At 58.7% G+C, this 20793-nt stretch carries 14 protein-coding genes; 5 read left to right on the forward strand and 9 right to left on the reverse strand.

Annotation, left to right across the window (positions count from 1 at the left end):
• From HFP54_RS02745 to HFP54_RS02775, 7 genes are all read right to left on the reverse strand, one after another.
• Positions 1–1386 (reverse strand): DUF1573 domain-containing protein, encoded by a 1386-nt coding sequence (locus HFP54_RS02745; protein WP_168563961.1) that lies wholly within the window; start codon positions 1384–1386, stop codon positions 1–3.
• Positions 1383–3890 (reverse strand): O-antigen ligase family protein, encoded by a 2508-nt coding sequence (locus HFP54_RS02750; RefSeq protein ID WP_168563962.1) that lies wholly within the window; start codon positions 3888–3890, stop codon positions 1383–1385. Before HFP54_RS02750 ends, HFP54_RS02745 begins: the two co-directional genes overlap by 4 nt.
• 154 nt (positions 3891–4044) lie before the next feature.
• On the reverse strand, positions 4045–4416 hold the full coding sequence (locus tag HFP54_RS02755) for a hypothetical protein (protein WP_168563963.1): 372 nt from the start codon (positions 4414–4416) through the stop codon (positions 4045–4047).
• Positions 4417–4647: 231 nt separating this feature from the next.
• Positions 4648–8016 (reverse strand): hypothetical protein, encoded by a 3369-nt coding sequence (locus HFP54_RS02760; protein WP_168563964.1) that lies wholly within the window; start codon positions 8014–8016, stop codon positions 4648–4650.
• Between the two features lie 109 nt (positions 8017–8125).
• The gene (locus HFP54_RS02765; RefSeq protein ID WP_235951202.1) at positions 8126–9865 is read right to left on the reverse strand and encodes a hypothetical protein; all 1740 of its coding nucleotides are present in this window, start codon (positions 9863–9865) and stop codon (positions 8126–8128) included.
• A gap of 5 nt (positions 9866–9870) precedes the next feature.
• The gene (locus tag HFP54_RS02770) at positions 9871–10941 is read right to left on the reverse strand and encodes a glycosyltransferase family 2 protein (protein ID WP_168563965.1); all 1071 of its coding nucleotides are present in this window, start codon (positions 10939–10941) and stop codon (positions 9871–9873) included.
• On the reverse strand, positions 10938–12137 hold the full coding sequence (locus HFP54_RS02775) for a lysylphosphatidylglycerol synthase domain-containing protein (RefSeq protein ID WP_168563966.1): 1200 nt from the start codon (positions 12135–12137) through the stop codon (positions 10938–10940). The genes HFP54_RS02770 and HFP54_RS02775 overlap by 4 nt, the downstream gene beginning before the upstream one ends.
• 147 nt (positions 12138–12284) lie before the next feature.
• On the opposite strand from HFP54_RS02775, the gene HFP54_RS02780 reads away from it, so the two are divergent.
• Positions 12285–13928, forward strand: a complete 1644-nt coding sequence (locus tag HFP54_RS02780) for an AI-2E family transporter (protein ID WP_235951203.1) — start codon at positions 12285–12287, stop codon at positions 13926–13928.
• Between the two features lie 160 nt (positions 13929–14088).
• Here the strand turns inward: HFP54_RS02780 and HFP54_RS02785 are convergent, their stop codons facing one another.
• Positions 14089–14463, reverse strand: coding sequence for a hypothetical protein (locus tag HFP54_RS02785; protein ID WP_168563968.1), 375 nt, complete (start codon positions 14461–14463; stop codon positions 14089–14091).
• 416 nt (positions 14464–14879) lie between these two features.
• On the opposite strand from HFP54_RS02785, the gene HFP54_RS25150 reads away from it, so the two are divergent.
• From HFP54_RS25150 to HFP54_RS02800, 3 genes are all read left to right on the forward strand, one after another.
• The gene (locus HFP54_RS25150; RefSeq protein ID WP_206035963.1) at positions 14880–16088 is read left to right on the forward strand and encodes a carboxypeptidase-like regulatory domain-containing protein; all 1209 of its coding nucleotides are present in this window, start codon (positions 14880–14882) and stop codon (positions 16086–16088) included.
• A gap of 258 nt (positions 16089–16346) precedes the next feature.
• Complete coding sequence (locus tag HFP54_RS02795) at positions 16347–17483, forward strand: carboxypeptidase-like regulatory domain-containing protein (protein WP_168563969.1); 1137 nt, start codon at positions 16347–16349, stop codon at positions 17481–17483.
• A gap of 353 nt (positions 17484–17836) precedes the next feature.
• Positions 17837–18970: a phenylacetate--CoA ligase family protein gene (locus HFP54_RS02800; protein ID WP_146412338.1), complete on the forward strand. Its 1134-nt coding sequence runs from the start codon at positions 17837–17839 to the stop codon at positions 18968–18970.
• Here the strand turns inward: HFP54_RS02800 and HFP54_RS02805 are convergent.
• Positions 18967–19206, reverse strand: coding sequence for a hypothetical protein (locus HFP54_RS02805; RefSeq protein ID WP_146412339.1), 240 nt, complete (start codon positions 19204–19206; stop codon positions 18967–18969). The genes HFP54_RS02800 and HFP54_RS02805 overlap by 4 nt on opposite strands.
• 100 nt (positions 19207–19306) lie before the next feature.
• On the opposite strand from HFP54_RS02805, the gene HFP54_RS02810 reads away from it, so the two are divergent.
• Positions 19307–20749: an aldehyde dehydrogenase family protein gene (locus HFP54_RS02810; RefSeq protein ID WP_168563970.1), complete on the forward strand. Its 1443-nt coding sequence runs from the start codon at positions 19307–19309 to the stop codon at positions 20747–20749.
• The last annotated feature ends 44 nt before the right edge of the window (positions 20750–20793 follow it).

Below are 20793 nucleotides of genomic sequence, written 5' to 3' on the forward strand. Positions count from 1 at the left end.
TTATTCCGAATTGGTGTCGTCTTTTTCGGAGTTCTCGGGTTCCGATGAAGATTCTGCGTCCGCATCATCCGATGACGCATCGTCGATCGATGGGGCGGACGGTTGTTCTTGGGCGTCCAGTTGTTCCGCCTGCCACTGGCGTGCCGAAGGAAGCGAGAAGGTCAGATAAATCTTCATCGGCGGGACTTTCGAATTATCGGACTCGATGGTCACGATTCCGAAATCTTCTTCCACGGTCCCCAAGCGAGAAACCGGTTTTTCACCAGGTTTTAGCTCAATCGTCAGCCGACGGAGCGACATTTCGCCCTGTCCGATGGGATCGCCCAAGGTCGCGGTGACAATATCCGCAGGCTCGACGTTGCCGATCGACAATTTGGTCGAATCCTTCATCGGTCCCTTCAGGGTGATGAAGGACTTGCCGCTCAGTTCATCTGGCGTCTTCGGGCGCCCGAACTTGTATATCCACCCGCCCCCGGTGACACCCGACAATCGCGGGTTGGGGATCATGCTGAGCGCCCCGACGACACGGCCAACCACTTGCCAGTCCATCCGAACCGCTTCGGCCACATCGCCCGATTCGTCAACCAACACGCTGCCGTCGTCGCCGACCGGCGTGAACGTGAACCACAAGTTTTCGTTGACGGGACCTTGGCTGAGCCCCGGTTCGATATGGATGGAGACTTCGAATGCTTGTCGTGCTGCTTCGTGGACCGGGTCGTCGGGTTCGACCTCCTTGACGCTGAGTTCGGCGAATTCGGCCATTTCGTCGCCGCTGATCATGACATCGTCCGCACGAATCGGGCTGTCGGAATAGTTGTAGATCAGCGTTTTGACATCCACCGCTTGGCCGGCCGCGACGTTGCCCAACGCCACGACGTCGGGATCCATCTTCAGGTCGCGGACAATCTGGCCTTGGATCTTCAGCCGGATCGCCACGTTGTGAGGGTCATTGGTGATGATTTCTGCTGTTTGACTGAAGTCATCACCCCGTGCGTTGACCGTCCATTCCAGTTTGACACGCGTGCTTTCACCTGGGGCCAGTGACGACGATTCAGGCGTGCCCAAGGTGCATTTGCAGGTTGATGCCCCCTGTCGCAACGTCAGGGGCGATTGGCCTTCGTTTCGAATCACAAAATAGTGTTCGCCTTTTTCGCCCACGCGCATGATGCCAAAGTCATGCTCCATGCCCTGAGGCGTGGTGGCCACCGGCAGGTCATCGGGCAACGATTCGACATGCAGCCGCATGATGTTGTCCGCGGTGACCTCGCCATCCAGCTTCATCGGTCCGAACAGACCTTCGGCACCGCCGTACTTGGACACCACATGGCCATAGGCGAAAACGCCGCCGATCAATCCGGCGACCAACATGGAGACGATCAATTTCATGATTCGGGCTGTGAATCGGAGTGGGAAGACTTCGAGATTTTTGCTGATACGACGTTTTCGTCCAGAAGGTTCTGCAGCACTTCGCTGGCTGGTGCCGTTTGAGGACCAAAATTCGCCTCGTCCCCCACCACTTTGGGAAGGTAAATGAATTGGCGGTCCAGCCAGCGTTGATAATTATTGCCCAGCTTGGACAACGTGTCCGCAGTGTCCGCAGCCGTTTTGGCACCCGCTTGGTCCCCCATCGCCTGGCGAACCGCCGCCAGTTGTGCCCAGTGCCACTGGTGCGACGGACTGGCCGCGGTGGATTGGTTCAGCAGTTCAGCAGCGAAACTCAAATCGTCCGCAAAACCGAAACGCTGATACACGTGCAGCGATTGACCGGCCAAGGCGCGACGCACCGACGGTGAAACGCCACTTCGACGAAGCGTGGTGTCGACCATGCTTTTCCATTGTCGATGACGCTGCTGCACCTCCGCCGACGCGTCGGTCACACGGTCCGTTTGGGGATCAACACCAACCTGCGACGGGGCGGCTAAGATCAGCCGCCAATGGGATGCGTCGGCGGCCGAAAGAGCGGCACGGAAATCCCAAGGGTCGGCATCCACCGCTTGATTCAACAAACGCCAAGCCTGGTCGACACGGCCGTCCATCAGACTGAATTCTGCCTGTCGGCTAAGCCGTGCGGCCTGCGTCACCGGGCGAATCGACCCGAAACCGATTCCGCAAACCAACACCAATCCGATCACCCCGATCGCAAGCCGCGGGGGATCCCACCTTGAACGCGAATCAGGATCCACCGACACGGCGGAACGTGGCACCAATTGTGATGGAAACGCCAAAGCGCCCAGCGTCCAACCCGCCAGGGCGACGCCCGGGACGGTCCAGCCGCCGGAAACCGTCAGGTGCAGCAAGAGACCGGCGATGGCAACCCGACCAACGGAACTGACAAACGCATCATCCCAGTCGACTTGCACAAAAGAACGCATCGCGACGAACCAGCCTCCGGCTAAAACAAACGAGGCCAAAACGGCTTCGAAGGCGGGAGATGCTCCGATAACCCAGCGCGACATCACGCACAGCATCACACCGACCAGAAAGCCACCCAAGACAACATGCTGATTACGTGTTTCACTGGGGGGCGATTCGCCATGGCAATTCTCCGGTGCAGACGAGTGTCTTTGGGATGCCAGCAGTGAAAGCAACCAGATGATCAGCAGTGCCGCCGCAATGAACCCACCGGCCCCCAGTGTTTCCATCAAAAAGTTATGGGGTTCGGCGATTTGTTCGTTCGCCGACGGTTCGCGATAGCGTTCATACAAGGACTGAAAGTTCCCAGGTCCTGCACCAAACCAGGGGTGATCCAGAGCCATTGCGGCAGTGCTTCGCCAGTACTGGAATCGAAATGCCAATGACATCGGGGCTTGGCGAACCCATTCACCACGCCCAAAGGCGACGACCGCTGTCAGCGTGACCACCATCAACACGCCGATACCGATCACCACGGGCTGCCAAGAACCCTGCTTGTTCGGGCGGACCTGGTCTTCCGGCGGACTGGCTGTTCCGGAACTGCTCGTTGCACCGGAGTCTTGCTGGTCAGCGATACTTTTAACTTTGTTTTGACGACCGGACGGATTCAGGGATAGCCAGCCGGCGGCCAACGATGCCAGCACTCCCGATGCCATGCCGCTGCGACTGCCCGTGGCAACCAGTGCCAATACCAGGATTGCCCAACCTCCAAGACCGACCGCCCTGTGAAGATTCCCAAGGGTATTCCAAGATCGAACCAAAACGGCGACCGACAGCACGAGGCCGACCAGCAATTGTGCGGCGAACGAATTGGCCAAAGCAAAGGTGCCGATCGGGCCGCCATCGTTCAAGCGATTTTCAAACGCCATCCGCTGGGCGGACCCCGGCGGTGCGTCAATCCCGACTTCGGCCAGCACACTTTCGGGATCGGCCGCGTAACGGGCACGGTCAGCCGGCAGGCTGATCCACTGTTGATGCAGGCCCTCAACCGCGCCCGCCAGGCTGATGGTGATGATGATCAAAATCAGCAGACGACGGATGCCCACTCTCCCCGCGGTCAGTCGTCTCGTGCCGGTCCACCAGACTGCTGCCGCCACCCACCACCAAGCTTCATTGCTGGCCATGCGAAGATTACCCGGTGGCGACGTTTGCCAGGCTGCCAAGACGATCCATGCGGCGACAGTGAAGATCAGCAGGTCGGGGATCCGGTTCCTGCGGCGCCGACCCAAAACTTGAACGGGTGAATCTTGTTCGGCGGTGATGTCTTCGGACGCCGACCACCATCCCGCCCAACCGACCAAGATGGCCAACAGGCAGACCCACAAAGCATCGCCCGATTCAACGGCCGTGCTGTCGGCCGGAAAGTAATGTGCGAAGACCAGTGTGAACGTCATCAAGCCAAGCCCGGCCGACAAGACCCACGGTGAAGCGGATGCGGGGGCGTTAGGCGTGACGGCTGGATCGGCCGCGCGACCCATGGCTTTCTTAGATCCCTGACGCACATTTTCAGACGGCTTGTCGCGTCGGCGTTTCGGTGTGGGCGTTCTGGACAAAATGCGGGGGTCAGGGCCGTTCGGATGAAACGCCCGGGATGATCACGAGACCCCAGGCAATGCCCAGAGTATCCGCGATTCAGGCCATCAGGTCCAAGTGGGGCGGCGGCTGATCCGTGTCGTCACCCGTCCGCGACGGGCTATCACCGGACTCCGAATCCGCCGCGTCCCGGGGCGTCGATGAATCGGCTGCGTCGTCGCCGTCTTGCGGGCAATCCGGATCGTCGTGCTTTTCGAACGTGTCCAGCATCTGCCGCCCGTTTCCGTGGCGATCGCCGGTCTGTTCGCCGGCATCCACGGCGGGAGAATCGGCATTTTTGCCGCCGGGTTTTTCTGCCGTCGCCGCTTGGTTGGACGCTTCGGTGGCGCGGGCGTCGCTTTCGCCGCCTTTTCCGGCTGCCAACTGCACACCGGCCACGATGCCGGCGGACTGAATCGAAGGAAGGCTCATCGTCAGATTCTCCTGATCAATGGCGTCGCCCCGATTTGAAGGAAATCAGGACGTCAAGGAAATCGAATCATCAACTTGCAAAGTTCTGCTGAAAAATTAAGTACGGTTTGCCGCGTTAAATAACGGGCGAATCACAAGCAAAGGGTGGCGATCAAAGCTGGTTTTGCGAAACGGAATCGGCTGGACGCTGCCAACCTTCGTATCGGGGTGGGATGGATCTTCGTCGTGTTTCTAGTTTCGTAGTGGGGGCGGCACTTGATTAGCGGTCCGCGGCGATCCGGTGGATCCGCCGGTATTCAACAATAGCTCCATTGTTTCACCCAAGTTGTCGAAAGCGCGTCTTTGAATGGTTTGAGATCCGATCGGACCTTTCACGTCCAGCGTCCACAGCGTGTAGGGCGTATCACGCAGCGGTCCGATGGCTTTGGTGAAGATGTTTTGCGGGCTGACGCGTGTGTCCAATGACAAATCAAGTTCTCGGCCGCGGGTGACCGTACCGCCGCCGTAAAAAGCCACCAGATCGCCCCACAACCGCAAAGTGTCGAAGTTCACGTCACGTCCGTCGATCGTGAACTTGCAATCGCCACTGGTGATGGCGACATCTTCAGAGGGACTGATCCGCAACTGATTGAAAATTTGAATGATGAACGGCAGTTGATAGATGTTCGCACCTTCCATCTTGCCCTGGCCGAATCCGTGCAGGCGTTCCATGTCGCCCAGCACACCGCCCAGCCGCATCTGACCGTCCAGCGTGCCGGTCAATCCATGGTCGGCATGTCCAAGGTCGGCCAACAACGTGGGCACGCGAGCTTTGACGATGTTCAGGCCGACGTCAAATTCACTAGCGGACAGATTGGCCAGTCCGTTGACACGGATTTGACCGCCGAACAATCGGCCTTCGATGGGGCGTGCGGTCTGGCCGCCCGCGGGGCCCGGATCGGCGGACGCTGCGTTTTGCCCCAGTGCCATTTGGTCGTCATGGATGACGAACGGTCCACGCAACCCTGTGATTTGGATGTCGTCCACGTGCATTGAATCTAAATTGACGTTGCCGCGAGCGATCAGATGCACCCCGTCATGTTGTCCACTGATTTCCAGTTCGCCGCGTAGCGAATGCACACTGCCGGCGTCACCGATTCGATTGCCTTCCAGTTGGACTTTGTTGTCCCAACGCAGCACCGGCGACGGAAAAGCACCACCTGGGAACAATACATCGGTTTTGCCGCGGACTCCCAGCGGTCCGCGAAGTTGCAGGCTGCGCATGGTTTGACGCATGGAATCCGGTAAGGCATCGATCAAATCCGAATCCGGAACCAATCGACTGCCGCCGTTGACGTCCAAGGAAAGCTGCCATCGCCCGTCGGGAACCTGCTGGCAACTGCCGCTGGCGGTCAATCTGGACCCGCCATGGCTGGCCTGCAACCCTTCGATCGTGATTCGCTGACCATCAAAATGCACCTGACCACCGATGACATCCAAACGATAGGGCAACGCGGTGGGACGCAATGTGACTGAACGGTGGTGAGCCTCCGGTGCAACCTTTTGACGTGCGGTCACGTCCAGTCCGATCGGATCGGAACCCAATCGTGTGACTCGAACGTCCAAGTGATCCAAGACGCCGCCCGGGGCCAACGCATCCCAGGTGACTTGGCTGGAAGACGGCAGTGCTGATCGCAGCGTGTCGTCGATGGATACGTCGCTGGCCGAAAACGTCAAATCCAATCGGCCGGACGGATCATCCGTTGTTACGCGTTTTCCAGTCATGCGTTCAACACTCGGACGCTGATGATCGGCCGCCGGGTGGCCGGAGTCTTGGCGGATCGGCATGCGGTACCCGCCGTGACATCGGACCAGACCGCCGCTAGCACTGTGCCCACGAAAACCCGTCAGGCGGACGTCACGATCCAAAATGCGAATGCCGCCTTGAACGTTGAACAACGGATAGCTGAAGGCTTGGTAATTCAGTCGCCCGTCCATCACAATCAATTCAAAGTCGCGGTGAACGATTCCCGCTTCGTCGCGTCGTATGATCGCCTTTTTGACTTGCACCGCACCGACAGGATCCAGCGAACGGACGAATGATTCCAATTTGGATGTCGGCTGGCCGCGATGGGTCAATGAGGCCAGCAGTGCTTCGTCGATCGGTAGTGGCAGGTCCGTTTGAGCTTCGAATTGAAAGGGCCGGTCCGGCTTGGTCGGAACCGAAAACCGACACCGAAAGATGCGGCCTCCGGCACGTCCGTGCATCGATTCGCAAATCGCACGATCGTCCGCGACGTGAATCTGCCCGGTCAGTTGCTGGACCGGATAAGGAAATTTCTCGTATTGAACGTCGATGCCTTTGCACTGAATGTCGGCTCGGCTGATCCATCGCCACTGAGGCAGCGGCGTCCAATTGGCATTTTTGGGGATGCCGGCTTCCGGCTCCGGTGCAAACCGATGTTTTAGATGTGCATCGACATCCAGGTGACCGGTCGGCCGCAAGCGTTGCCAAAGGGTTTTCAGTTGATCCGGCAGCGCACTGACGAGGCCGTCATCCATCAGCAGCCCATCGGTGGTCACGTTCAGTTCGGCAGGGGCCGGCCACTTCAGGCCGTCGACATGACCGTCCAGGCGACAAACGGCATCGCCAAATAAAGCCTGTGATGAACCGATTTGAATCCCCGCCGGCGTGACGGAAAAGCGACCGCGGATCTGGGTCAACGGCAGGGGAATTCGCGGATGCTGGAACTGTCCATCGGCCACAGTCACGTCGGCTTGATAGCGGATCGACGCAATGTCGTCGGTAACGCCTTCGGCACGCAACGAAACGTCCGCCACGCAATCCAAACCGCGAATTTCGTTGGCTTCGGATGACAACGACGGTGGCAACCGGTCCAGCAGACGTCGATTCCATTGGGCATGACGTGCGGAGGCCGCGACCCGGAATCGACCGTTATCAACAACGCCGGTCACGTTCAGCTGACGCAAGAAATGCGCGTCGGCTTGGACGTCGAACTGGGTGACCAGTTGGCCGTCGACGTCAGTGGACTTTAGCAGGACCGCTTTCCGCAAATTGATCGGGATCGCCGACGTCGCGCCCCGAGGGTCTTCCCACAACAGGAGGCTGTCGCGGACAAGAGTTTTGGGGCAAGCCGGGCCGAACTTGGGCAACGGCATCAGCGTTTCCAGGCCGCAGCGGGCGTTTTGGTCAAGCCAAAGGTGGGCTTCTAACCCATCAATGATGATGCCACGGGTGACCAGAGGATTGGTCCGCTCGGCGACTTTTTGCCAATTCCAATCGGCTTCGACCTGCATCTGGTCGATGTGAACCAGCAGACGCGGAATGCCGTTGACGCCGTGTGTGGGGTCGCGGAATTCGATGTCTTCGAATGTCAGTCCGACGTCTTCGTCATAGTTTCCGCGTCCGATGGAAACGACCAGGTGCGGGTAGTGGGCCTGCAGTTTTTGTAGCAGTACCAAACGCGCCTGTTCCCCGACCGTATCGGGCAGCGAAGCCTGGCCCAGAATCAGCACCAGCAAAATTAACAGCGCAATCAGAAACGTCCCCGGACCAAAGGCCGAGGGCCTGGGCTTCGACGTGGCTTCCGTGCCGTTCAAGCTGGATCGCGAAAAAGTTAGCGTGGATTCCTGTTGCCGAAAACGTTTTCTCGGCAAACACGCCCACCGGTCATGCGGTGCGCGGTGACCGGCGATGGTAGTGATCCGGTCAGCCGTCCAGCCAGCCCAAAAAATCCCAGTACCGGTACAGCCAGGGGGAATGCCAAGGGGAATCCAATGCCGTGGACATGGAAAAGACGCTCAGGCCCAGCAAAACCATGATCGTGAAACGTCCCCAACGGGACCGTGAAACACGATCGACCGCGGGAACACAGCACAGCACCCACAGTGGCGCGAACCACAGCATCCAACGAAAGCACGTGCTGACGCCCCCATAATTGCGGTCGATCTTGGGGCGTGCCATGTAGAACGCGAAGCAAACCAGCGAAGCGATCATGATGGCAATCATCATCGCGCGAACCGCCCGACCGTCGGACAGGCGAACAACGTCTTGATCACGAACTTCGGTTCGCCATGGTCCGGCGACCGCGAACAACCATCCCAGCGGCACCAGGCACCACAACGGCGTCAGCGAAAACAGGCCGTGGTGCCCCACCGTCGCGTTGAAAAGATAGGTCCCTCGCGACGGTTCACCACGATCCACACCGCTGCGTTCGGTCTGCCAATAGCTGCCCGGATATTCATACCAGTCATCCCACGGATAGATCCGCCAGCGCGATGCCGACTGGACCGGGTTTTCGGCAACTTCGCCGGACGCCACGTCCGCGGTGACGGCAAACCACCGCTGTGCATCGGTTACCGCACGCCATCGGCCCGGTTCGTCAGAATCGACCAGTGATTCGACGGACTCCTGTGGATCCAAAGCCTCGGCGGAACGCAACTGACCGGTGATCGCTTCAACGGCCCGATTCGGTTCGACGGCATCCATGGTCGCCACCAAAGGACCGACGCCACGATGGGCATACGGGGGACGCAGGCTTTGATGAGCCATCCAGTTGGTCCAGAAGAACGCGGCGGCCACCACACCGATTCCCAGGGTGTAGCCGATGACCGTGCGGCGGTCCCAATACAAGAATAGCAATCCCCACAATCCGACCATCGACAGTGCGGGCAATTCATTGGCAGCCACCCACCCGGACGCGACGCCGGCCGACAATGAAACTAACAGACAGGACATCCAGCCGGAACGATCTCCGGTGCGTTGATTTGTGTCGGTGCTGTGGCGGCGGGAAAGCCAGAGGAACAACGCCGCAACCACGGCGGTCGCGGATGCCGCCGGCAAGTGATTGTTCAGCGAAAAGGAAAACGGGATCAGCATTGTGCCGAAGCATGTCGCGGCCGAGAGAATCCGCCGTGTCCAATCGGACGACGTTATACGATGGACGCTGAAGATTGTCGCAACACAGAAGGCCAACAGCATTGGCAAGTTGACCACTGCTAAGATGATCCTTGCCAGATAAATCGGCTGCTGCGTCAGCGTCATTCCGGTGCACTGATTCACCACCCAGTACAGCCAAGCGACCAACACGGGGAACAGCGGCGGTTTGCTGCTGTAATCGTGACGCCGACCGTCTTCACCACGATGCTGGACGCGATCGATCGTTTGCCAGTGCCGGCGTCCTTTGGCATCTTTCAAACGCATCTGGCGGTCGATGGCAAAGGTCCCGTCTTCTACCAACGCGGCGATCGTGCACCAGCGACTGCGGTCATTGGCCGACAAAAATGCGGTGCTGCCTTCGCGACTGCTAACGGTTGCGATCCGCCCGGCTGCGATGGCCAAGGCGATGACCACCATCACGACGTAGTGGTGTCGCACAGAAAACAGAGAACCGACCGGTACCGAATCTCGGTCGTGCCCATGCGGCGGACTGGTTGGGGATGATGTCATGAAGCCTACGATTCGTTCGATGGCGTTTCGGTGGAATGTTGTCTGTGATCGGGCGATTCGTCGCGGCGAAAGCCGACGCGTTTGGCGACGCTGGCTGCCGGGCGACGACCGGGTTGCTGGCTGACGATCAATTCGGCCAACAGTCCAGCCAGCATGAATTGGGCACCCAGCAAGACCGCCAAGATGCAGTAGTAAAAGATCGCCGTTTCATGCAGGTGCAGGACGTCGATCGAAGCAAACGTCCGTGACAGGACCCACATCATTGACATGTACAACATGCCGATGGCACCGACGGCAAAACACACCACCCCAACCCCGCCGATCAAGTGCAGCGGGCGCTTGCCAAAGGAGGTGATGAAATAGATCGTCAGCAGATCCAGGAATCCCTTCAAGATTCGCGAGACACCGTACTTGCTTTGTCCGAACGGGCGCGCATGGTGCTGAACGACGATTTCGCCCACTTTCCAACCACGTTCAGCGGCCAACACGGGGACGAATCGATGGCGTTCACCGTACAGCCGGACTTCGTCAAAGACTTCACGGCGATAGGCTTTGAAACCACAGTTGTGGTCATGAAGTTGCACGCCAGTCAGACCACTGACCAAGCGATTGAAGACTCGGCTGGGCCAGACTTTGTGCCAGGGATCGTGACGAACTTTCTTCCACCCGCTGACGACGTCCAGACCTTGATCGATCTGTTGCATGAACCGCGGAATTTCTTGCGGATCATCTTGCAAGTCCGCGTCCATCGTAATGATCACTCGCCCGGTCGATGCCGCGATGCCGGCTTCCAAGGCTGCTGCTTTGCCAAAATTGCGACGCAGCTTGACCCCATGCGTTCGCGACGACTTGGCGACCAGTTGTTCGATGCGTAGCCACGACTGGTCGGATGATCCGTCGTCGACAAAGATGATTTCGGTCGTAATGCCGGCGTCGTCGACCGATTCAGTGATCGCATCGTGCAGGGCTTGCAACGAGTCTTGTTCGTTAAAGGTGGGCACCACGATTGCCAAATCGAGGCGTCGATGCTGGGTGGTGGCCGGCGGTGGCTCGACGGCCAAAGCGGTATCGTTCATGCCGTGTCCGTGGAGGCGGAAGGTGCGGTCGTCTGGTCGGGACCCATCGTTGATGACGCATCCACGCGAAAACGCAGCCAAGTCTGCGCGGCCAACGCCATCGCGCATTCGACGACCAAAAATACAACTCTAGCCGCAATCGCCGACAAGAGTGCGGCGGCGGGGCCGACCAGCGGTGCCAGTAGGGTTGTCAGGACCAATTCACGCACGCCTGCACCTCCGGGGATCAGTGACGCAAATCCGATCACCATCGCCAAACTGATCGATGCGGCACTGGCCAACGCCAATCCGGCAAAGTCGACCGTCTGGGGCGATTCCAACCAGACCGCGGGATCCGAATCCGGCGGGCCGTGCGGGATCGCGACAACCAAAAACGTGAACGCGGCCGCGATGCCGATCCATGCCAGCAGGCTGTAGCCCCATCCGGCGAAAAACAATCCGGCGTCCCAGTGATTCAGCGGGTTGGACGGATTGTCGCCACACGCGGAACGCGACCGGGCGACTCGGTCGACCGCTCGGTTCAAAATTGGCGGCACCGTCGGAAGCGTTGCCACCGCGGCCACGGCCAAGGCCGCCCATCGCATCCACGCGGGGGCGGGAAGGAAGCAAATGATCAAACCGCCCAAACTGGCGCCCACGGCCATCATCAACAACGTTTCGATGAACACCGCGATTCCGGCGGGGACCACCGCAACGCCCTGCCGACGCATCACGTCGGCGCGCAAGACGACTACCATCGCTTTGCCAGGAACGTACTTGCCCAAATGACCGATCAATTGGGCAGCCACCGCGACCCCGGGGCGGCACGATTGTCCCATTGCCAAAACGGCGCGTCGTAACAGCAAGCCGGGCGGCATCAGTGATAATGCATAACAGCAGGCACCCAGAGCGATATAACCCCAGCGCAGATTGGAGACACGGGGAACGGATTTCGCGACACTGGTTCGCTGCAGCCTCAGCGCAGCCAACGTCGCATCGTCACCCGAATGAACGCTGATGGATTGAATCTGGCGGTCCAGTTCGCTTAGGCGAATTTCGGCCGATCGAACCTCCGCTTGCCACTGCTGGACAGCTTTTCGACCGGCCGCCGCCAAGCCCACCAGGACCAGCACGAACACCAAGCGTCTGGTCCACCGGATCAGCGGCTTGAAGTTGCGTTTTGGAGGGCGAGTTTCGGAATCGATCGGGCTGGACAACGCGCTGGATCGGCGGCAGAGAGTGTGGGAATGCGGCAAGATTGTCTTTGCACCGCGACGCCGATCATCCACAATCCTGCCGGCGGACACCAGTTGTTCGGTTCCCCTTTTGCCGCCCGACTTCCAACCCCGATGACGGATCTTCCGATGAAGGATTCTGACGACCCGGCCGATCCAACCCCGTCGGCCTCCTCCGGCGACGTCGATGGCGGGGACGCGATCGATCGTGATGCGGACACCGGCAAGACATCATCCGATCCGACGGCCGACCGCCCCGTTTCGACGGTGGGGACGCACCATTCGGCGGCCTCCAGCCTGTTCAACAGCTTTCCATCGCTGTCGCGGATCATGTCAGTGGTGGTGTTGGTGATGGTCATCATCGCCGTTGGTTTGTTGTTCTACAAAGTCATGGCGGGATTCTTCGTCCCGTTGTTCCTGGCCGTCTTGCTGGTCGTGATCTTTCGCCCGGTGCACATGTGGATTCTGCACCGGATGGGTAATCGTCCGCGGACCGCCGCGGCGATCACCACCGGGTTGATTCTGACCATCGTGTTGATGCCGTTGCTGTTGCTGGTGGTCGTCGCGGTCGGACAGTTTGCTTCAGTGTTGAAACAAATCGACGCGGGCAGTTTGAAGCGGGCGATCGAACGAGGCCGCGAGCAAACGGCTTTGGCGGTGCCGCATCCCGAATATTTCCGCCGCCTGGATGAAATTGTCATCCGGTTGCAGTCCAGTGAGCCACAGCGAATTGAAACGTCGGAGGTCTTGCAGGCCAAAGATATCCTGGGGTCGCTGCAAAACGATGAATCAATCAGCCAGTCGGCACGCGACGCCGCCACACCGGCCGCGGTGTCCGCCGCCGAGTCGCTGGATGAATTGTTGAGCGAGATCAAAGGCTGGCAGAACCGGGAATTTGACGATCCCGTTGCCCGGTCCTATGTCGAAGATTTGGATCTGATGGCCCGTCTGCAACAACTAAGCGACGACGCAGGATCCAAAACCCGACGGTGGATGCAGGAGGTTCTGGGGGGATCGATCTGGGGTCCCATCCGCTTGGCGGCCAACCTGAGTGATGACGAAATCGACCGGATGATTCTTAGCACTCGAGACACGCTGCAACCCTGGTTTGTTCAGTTTACCAGTCGCACCGGCGGGTTTTTGGTGACTCTGGGGATTGGCACCCTGATCATGGTCATCTCGGTCTACTTTTTCTTGATCGATGGTCCAGGGATGGTCCACACGCTGATGCGGCTAAGTCCCATGGATGACAACTACGAACGTCGACTGTTGATGGAATTTGATCGGACCAGTCGTGCCGTCGTGCTGGCATCGGTGCTAAGCGCACTTGCCCAGGGCGTCTTGGCGGCAATCGCGTATTTCTTTCTGGGGTTTTCCGGTTCGGTCGTGCTGCTGTTCTTGGCGACCACGGTCATGGCCCTGGTGCCGTTCCTTGGGGCGGCGTCCGTTTGGGTGCCCTGTGTGGTTTGGCTGGGGCTGGTAGAACGCCAATGGGGGCAAGCCATCTTTCTATTGATCTATGGCACCTTGGTGATCAGTTCGATTGACAACGTCATCAAAGTCTTCGTTTTGCACGGGCGGTCACAGCTGCACCCGCTGTTGGCACTGCTCAGTGTGCTCGGCGGCGTCGGCGTCTTCGGTCCCATCGGAATCCTGGTCGGTCCCATGGTCGTGGTGTTCCTGCAAACCCTGTTGGAGATTCTGAATCACGAATTGGCCAAGGGCGACTTTCACATTCGGCCGAGCGATGGGGCGGACGAAACCACCGCGTAGAAGATTGGGGGGATACGGTCCGCGTCCCTTGCCGGCTGTCCCTCGGCAACGGTGGGGCAGCTCATCACGACTTCAGCAGAATCGCACAGTTACGTTGGCCGGTTGCTACGTTGGCCGGTTGCCGAGCCACGTGCGAAGTTGGCTTCGCAAATTGATAGCGTCAGTTGATTTCGTCGTAGACCAGGGTCTCGCCCATCCAGATACGAAATCGTCGGATCCATAGGAATCGAGAGAAGTCGATTTCCATTCGGCATGATCGCTGTTCGGGATCGACCGCTGGGGGAAGACGGAACTCCGCTTTGCGGTGGATGATCAGCCAGCTGATTCGAAACCAAACCAAGTGTCCAGCGAATTCGATCTTCTGCCGAAACCATCGGCCGTCATACAGCAGTGTTCCCGAGAAGGGGCCCATGACGTTCAAGCGGCGGTAAAGAAAGGTTTTGCCCTCGCATTCCGCCAATTCCGTGAAGATGCCTTGGCGCTCCTCGGGCAGATTGATCGTCGGTGCGAAAGGATTGATCGTCGGTGGTGACATCAGACCGACTCCAGGTGGCAGTAAGAATGGAGGGTTTGGTGTGCGGCAAGTGAGCGTTTTCGTGTTCTGCTGCGGCCATTTTGACCGCAATCCTGAATTGCTGCGACGCCTATTTGTTCACCGTCTAGGGGGTGGCAAAGGCGACGGTGGGAACTCGAGAAAAATCGAGTTTTTGACGAAAATTCAAAGAACTACCCGATGGGGGAATGCATCCAATGAGGCCGATAGTAGCGGTATTTTCGCGTTTTCTGCTCGTCGTCCACCCTCGTGGGGGTGCCGGTTTTCTTCATTATTCCGATTTCGTTGTCATTCGGTCGTTGAAATCCGTTGCGTCGCAGAATATCATCCATACCGCTTACCTATCTTCACAAGAGTTACACCCCCCGCTTGATCGACGATTTCGAGGTAAACCTCCAATGCAACGGCTTTTCTTCGTTCCTTTGCTGGCACTGTTGGGCATGATCACGCCCGCATTCGCAGTGCAGCTGACGCGGAACCATCTGACTTCGAATCAGTGGGTGCGATCCACCGCTGATGGGCACTTGGTCGGACGAATTGTTCTGCCCACCGAGAACGGAACGTCGCAAGCCGTCGAGGCTGCGGCGCTGGCGTTGACCGGACCTGCCGGCCAAACCGTCACGGTTCAAACGGACGAAACCGGACGCTTCCAGTTCGATAACGTCGCCCCCGGCGTTTATGCCCTGACCGCACGCGGCGAAGGCATCTTCGCGGTTAGCGCGATGCACGTCGTTGCGAATGACGCGGCTGGGTATCCCGAAGAAGTTGAACTGGCCGCGGCCAACGTTGACCACGAAATGGTCAAGATGGCGTTGGTTCGGTACTTGCCCGCCAGTGCACAGCGTAACAGCAGCACCATGGACAGCGTCGATCTGGAAAAGCTGGCCGCTCGCGTGATCGGCGAAGGCTTTTCGCGGGTTGCACAGGACAACGGTGGGATGAGCGGTCAAATTCACATGGCAGGTGCCGAAGGCGGCGAGCTGAAGGCCGCACCGTCGATGAACGTTTTTGTTCTGCGTAACGGTGCCGAAGTCGCTCGAGCCGTCACCGACGAGAACGGCCAGTTCCATATTGACGCGTTGACCCCGGGTCAGTACTCGCTGATGGCCGTCGGAACCGCCGGTCTGGGACTGACCGGTTTCGAATTGGTCGACGAAAACGAAATCGATCGCACGACCTCGGTCAGCAGCAACGGTGAAACCCTGGTGGGTCTGCTGGGACATCACTGTTGCCCCCAATTCGAAATGCAATGTGCACCGGCTCCCGAAGTCGTCACTTGTGTCGAGGAAGTCGTTGTAGAAACAGTTCCGGCTTGCTGTGAAGAAGAAATCATCATCAGCGACGAAGTGATCTCCGAAACGCCGATCGGCGGTGAGATTGTTGACTGTGGCTTCGGTACCTCCGCCTGTGGCTGCGGTGGCGGCGGCGGCGGATACGCTGGTGGATACGGCGGCTACGGTGGTGGCGGCGGATACGGCGGCGGATGGGGCGGTGGCCTCGCTGCACTGGCCGGTATCGGTGCGATCGCCGCGATCGCTGACGACAACGACGGGAATAACTTCCCCTTCGTTCCGGTTCCCCCGCCGGTCAGCCCCGCATCGCCGTGATCGGCGATCATCTGGGCCCCTGACGTGGGCCTGATCGAAAATTTGAAATGACGGAACCGCGGCTCGATGAGTCGCGGTTTTCTTTTGTTTTTTTGCTAGCATCCCGAAAGATTGTTGAAATGCCGGTGGGGGGATTTATCATCAATCTGACGAATTTGTGGGCCGGCGGTCTGTTTGCATGCACCCCGTCGGTGGCACCAGCTTGATTGACACCTTGAATATCTGACGTCGTTTCCACCCTGGGAAGGCATGAATCTAATGAAATCCGCATCGTTGGCTGTTGGTGCAGCCTTGTTATTCTGCAGCAGCGTGTTTGCCCAAGGCAGCGGGCTGCGGCAGTGGGTCCGCCTGACCGATGACGGTCGCCTGCAGGGGGAGGTGATGATTCCGCAAAACGGAAACATCGACCAAGCCGTCAGCCGTGCGGATGTTCGCCTGGTCGACGTCAATGGTCGGGTTTGGGAAGCCAAATCCAGTACCAAAGGACGGTTTACGCTGCGTGATGTCCCGCCGGGGGCTTACGCCTTGTCGGCACGTGGTGAAAACGTCTGGGGAATCGCCGCGGTCCACGTGATCGCCTCGGATGCAAGCGATTCGGCCGTGTATCCCACGACGGCCGCCCTCAGCGTTGCATCGATTGATCGCGCATTGGTTCAGCAAGCGGTCGGACGTTACGTCAGTGCCGCGTCGACCGGCCAAGACCCGATGGCATCGGTGGATTTGACGCGTTTGTCGAAGCAAGTCGCCGCCGGAGTGTCGTCGCGAGTCCGCCGTATCGGAGGCAAGCTGCACGGCCGCGTTTATCTTCCAGGGGCTGTTGGCGACAAGCTGATGCCCGCGGTCGACACGAACATCTTTATCTTCCGCGAAGGTGCCGAAGCGGCCAGAGCCGTGACCGATTTGGATGGCAAGTTCGAGATCGAAGAATTGCCGCCGGCTGCCTACGCTCTGGTTGCCGCTCGTTCCACCGGTGTTGCCGTTGTTGGTTTTGAATTGGTCGATGGCAGCGACAAACAGGCACGAAGCAGTGCATCTTCGAAAGCCCAACTGGTGTCATACTTCGCCGAGCCGATCGCGGATGAGTTGGTGGTTCAATTGGCACCTCCCGGCACCATCGACCCGGTAGTCGACACATCGGACGACGGACCGAGCGACGGGACCGATGATGCCATCGAGGATGAAGTCGTTGAGGAAGGTTTCGGTTCGGCTTTGACGATCCCACCGGGAACCTACGTCGCCCCCAGCGGCGCGGGCGGTGGCGGCGGATTCGTCGGTGGCGGCGGTGAATTGATCGGCTTGGCCGCGATTGCGGCGATCGCTGCGGCATCTGACGACAATGACAACAACCAGCCGTTTGTGCCGGTTCCTCCACCGGTCAGCCCCGCGTCGCCCTGATCGCCCGCTGGGTGAGATCGCGGATCTTGGCGATGTACCGAGACTGCCGGTCACCTATCGAAATCACGTTGCCACCGTCGGCTGGAATGTCGTCGGTGGCTTTTTTTTGCCGACGCCTTGTTGGTTCTGTGGGCGGCTGCGGTTGTTGATCGGACGTTCAGCGTTTGGCGACCGCGCGGCTCCGAAGATCATTCACGGTTGAAGGGCGTCGTCGCCGATCGGTCCCAACGCTTCGGGTTTTCTGGTCGCGGCGTTATCGTCAAGTGCTTCCCGAGTCGACATACTGTGTAAGACGTCCAGGGACGTTCCTGCCCAACCCCTTCACCCGCCCTACCCCCGTAGCGAGAGCGTTGATGAGTACTGCCGAATCTGGCGTGGATCCCGAGATCCAAAAGAAGGTGTCTGAAGCCCGTGACCGCTTGAACGAACACACCCTGAAGACTGTTCATTGGCACTTCAGCGACGATACCGGCAGTCCGTTTTGGTTGGAAAAGAAACGCGAACTGAACTTCGACCCGCTGACCGACGTGAAGGGCTTTGATGATTTGAAGAAGTTCCCGCACTTCGAGGACGAATGGTTGCGTGGCGGCCCGGTGACTCGCTGGGTACCCAAGGGCCATCAAGGCAAGCCGACCTACGTTTTCGAAACGGGCGGCACGACGGGGATCCCAAAGAGCCGCGTGGTGATTGAAGACCACTGGAAGGATTACGAGCTGTTCAGTGACACCCTGCCGGAAAAATACTTTCCCAAGGGCGCGAACTGGTTGATGCTGGGACCCAGCGGACCCCGGCGTTTGCGATTGGCCGTGGAGCACCTGGCGCAGCACCGTGGCGGGATTTGTTTCTGTATCGATCTGGATCCCCGCTGGGTGGTCAAGCTGATCAAGAAGGGCTGGATGGAACACCTGGAGGAATACAAGAAACACTGCATCGACCAAGCGATCACGATCCTGACGGCGGGTCACGATGTGAAGTGCATGTTTGCAACGCCAAAGTTGTTGGAATCTCTGGGCGAAGCTCTTGAAGAGCGTGGGACTAGTTTGGGCGAATGTGGCATCACCGGAATTTTTTCCGGCGGCACCGAGTTCACGCCCCAGTGGACGCGATTTTGTGTTGAAGAATTGCTGGATGGGCCGCCGGAAGAAAGTGGCATCTACATGACCCCGACCTATGGCAACACACTGATGGGGTTGGCATGCAGTAAACCGGTCACTGCCAGTGATGGTTACAAGATCAGCTACTATGCACCACAGCCACGTGCGGTCACCGAAGTTGTCCAGTTCGAGGATTACGATAGCGTGGTAGGCTACGGCGAAACCGGTCGCGTGAAGCTTTACACATTGACTGACGAGTTCTTCGTCCCCGGGTTCATGGAACGTGACGAAGGCGAACGCGAAATGCCGTTTGATACGTATCCCTGGGACGGTGTCAGCGGAGTGCGGCCGTTTCATGAATTGGCCAGCGCGACGACCGTCGGCGTCTACTAAACCGCGGTATGGTTTCGCCGGTCGGTCACATCGGATTGGCGTCGTAGCTGCGATGGACTTGTGAACAACGCGTGGCATCGAATCACGCTTTTAAGATCGCTGTGCATTGCAATGCGACCATCGGCCGCCGATGCAATCAATCGACGTTGTTTGCAACGCTGGCGATTGACGGTTTTTTCGCCGTACAACGCCGGCTTGGGATTTGACGCCGGCTTGGGATTTTGGGCTTGTTGCATTTTGTCCCGTGACGCCGGTCCTCACCTTTGTCAGACCGGACCAAGCCGGTCGTCACCGTTCTAACTTCTGACTTTCATTCTGTTTGAGATTGGATCGATCATGATCACGCTTAGTCCGCTGCGTTGGGGGAAGCCGTACGAATCGTTGGAGTTCAACGATGTCGTGCACTTTGATACCGGTGAACCCATTGCCAAGGTCGGAACCGTTGGCGGCGGGATCGTCGGACGCGACATGCGAAAAGCTCACAAGGCTCGTGAAGCGCTCTTGCAACTTTCGCCTGAAGACTTGATTGAAAAGTGTAAGCAGGCGGCGCAGCTGTTTGAAAATGCCGACTTGAAAGTGGGCGACAGCGTGCAGACGGTCGACGACTTTGTGCATCAGCAATCCGCCAGTACCGGACTGCCCGAGCACATGTGCCGTTCGAATATGACCAAGAACAGCTTTGTGTTGTCCAACATGGACCAGATCTTGGATTGCCTGACCCGCGGTCTGGATCTTTCGATCTTGGCACGTGGGTATGGCGAAGAAGGTCGTGGCGTCACCGTCAGCTTTCAGGCACAGACTCCGGTGCTTGGTGCTGTGTTGCCTAACAATTCACCCGGGGTTCACACGCTTTGGCTGCCCGCGATTCCGTTGCAGGTTGGTCTGGCGTTGAAGCCGGGGTCACAGGAACCCTGGACGCCCTATCGAATGGTCGCGGCTTTCATGCAGGCCGGTGTGCCAGCCGAAGCGTTTGGTCTTTATCCCGGTGGCCATGATGCGGGTGGGGCCATCATGACCAAGACACCACGCAGTATGATTTTCGGTAGCGCCCAAACGGTCGCCCAGCACGCCGGCAATCCCCGTGTGCAGCCTCACGGTCCTGGATTTTCCAAGATCTTGATTGCCGATGATGTGGTCGATGATTGGGAACAGTACTTGGACGTGATGGTGGAGAGCGTGCTGAGCAATTCCGGACGCAGTTGCATCAATTGCAGCGGCATTTGGGCCAGTCGTCACACCAAAGAGATTGCCCAAGCATTGGCCGAGCGATTGGGGCCTGTCGATGTCCGGCCGCCCGCCGATGACGAGGCACAATTGGCCGCGTTCACGGTTCCCGCCATGGCGACCGGCACTCACGCGATGGTCCAGCAAGATTTGGCCGAATCGGGCGTGACCGACATGACGGCATCGTTCGGTGAAAAACTGATCGAGCGTGAGCATTGTGCGTACCTGCGGCCGATGGTGGTCCACGCCGATTCGCCCGATCGTGGTGTGGCAGCCAAGGAATACATGTTCCCGTTCGTCAGCGTCGTTGAATGTCCGGAATCGGAGATGTTGCGACGGATCGGACCGACATTGGTCGGGACCGTTTTGACGGGGAACGAAAAACTGCAACACGCCGCCGCGAACTGTGTTGAGATTGATCGGTTGAATATCGGTCCGATTCCAACCAACCGCTTGAATTGGTTGCAGCCGCACGAAGGAAACATCATCGATTTCTTGTTCCGCTCGCGAGCCTATCAAATCGCGCCGATGCCGGTTGCCGCAGCGGGTGCATAGAACAGATTCACGGGATCATTGCTTGCTTCGTTGATTGCCGACAA

This window comes from Crateriforma spongiae (assembly GCF_012290005.1).
GTDB classification, from domain to species: domain Bacteria; phylum Planctomycetota; class Planctomycetia; order Pirellulales; family Pirellulaceae; genus Crateriforma; species Crateriforma spongiae.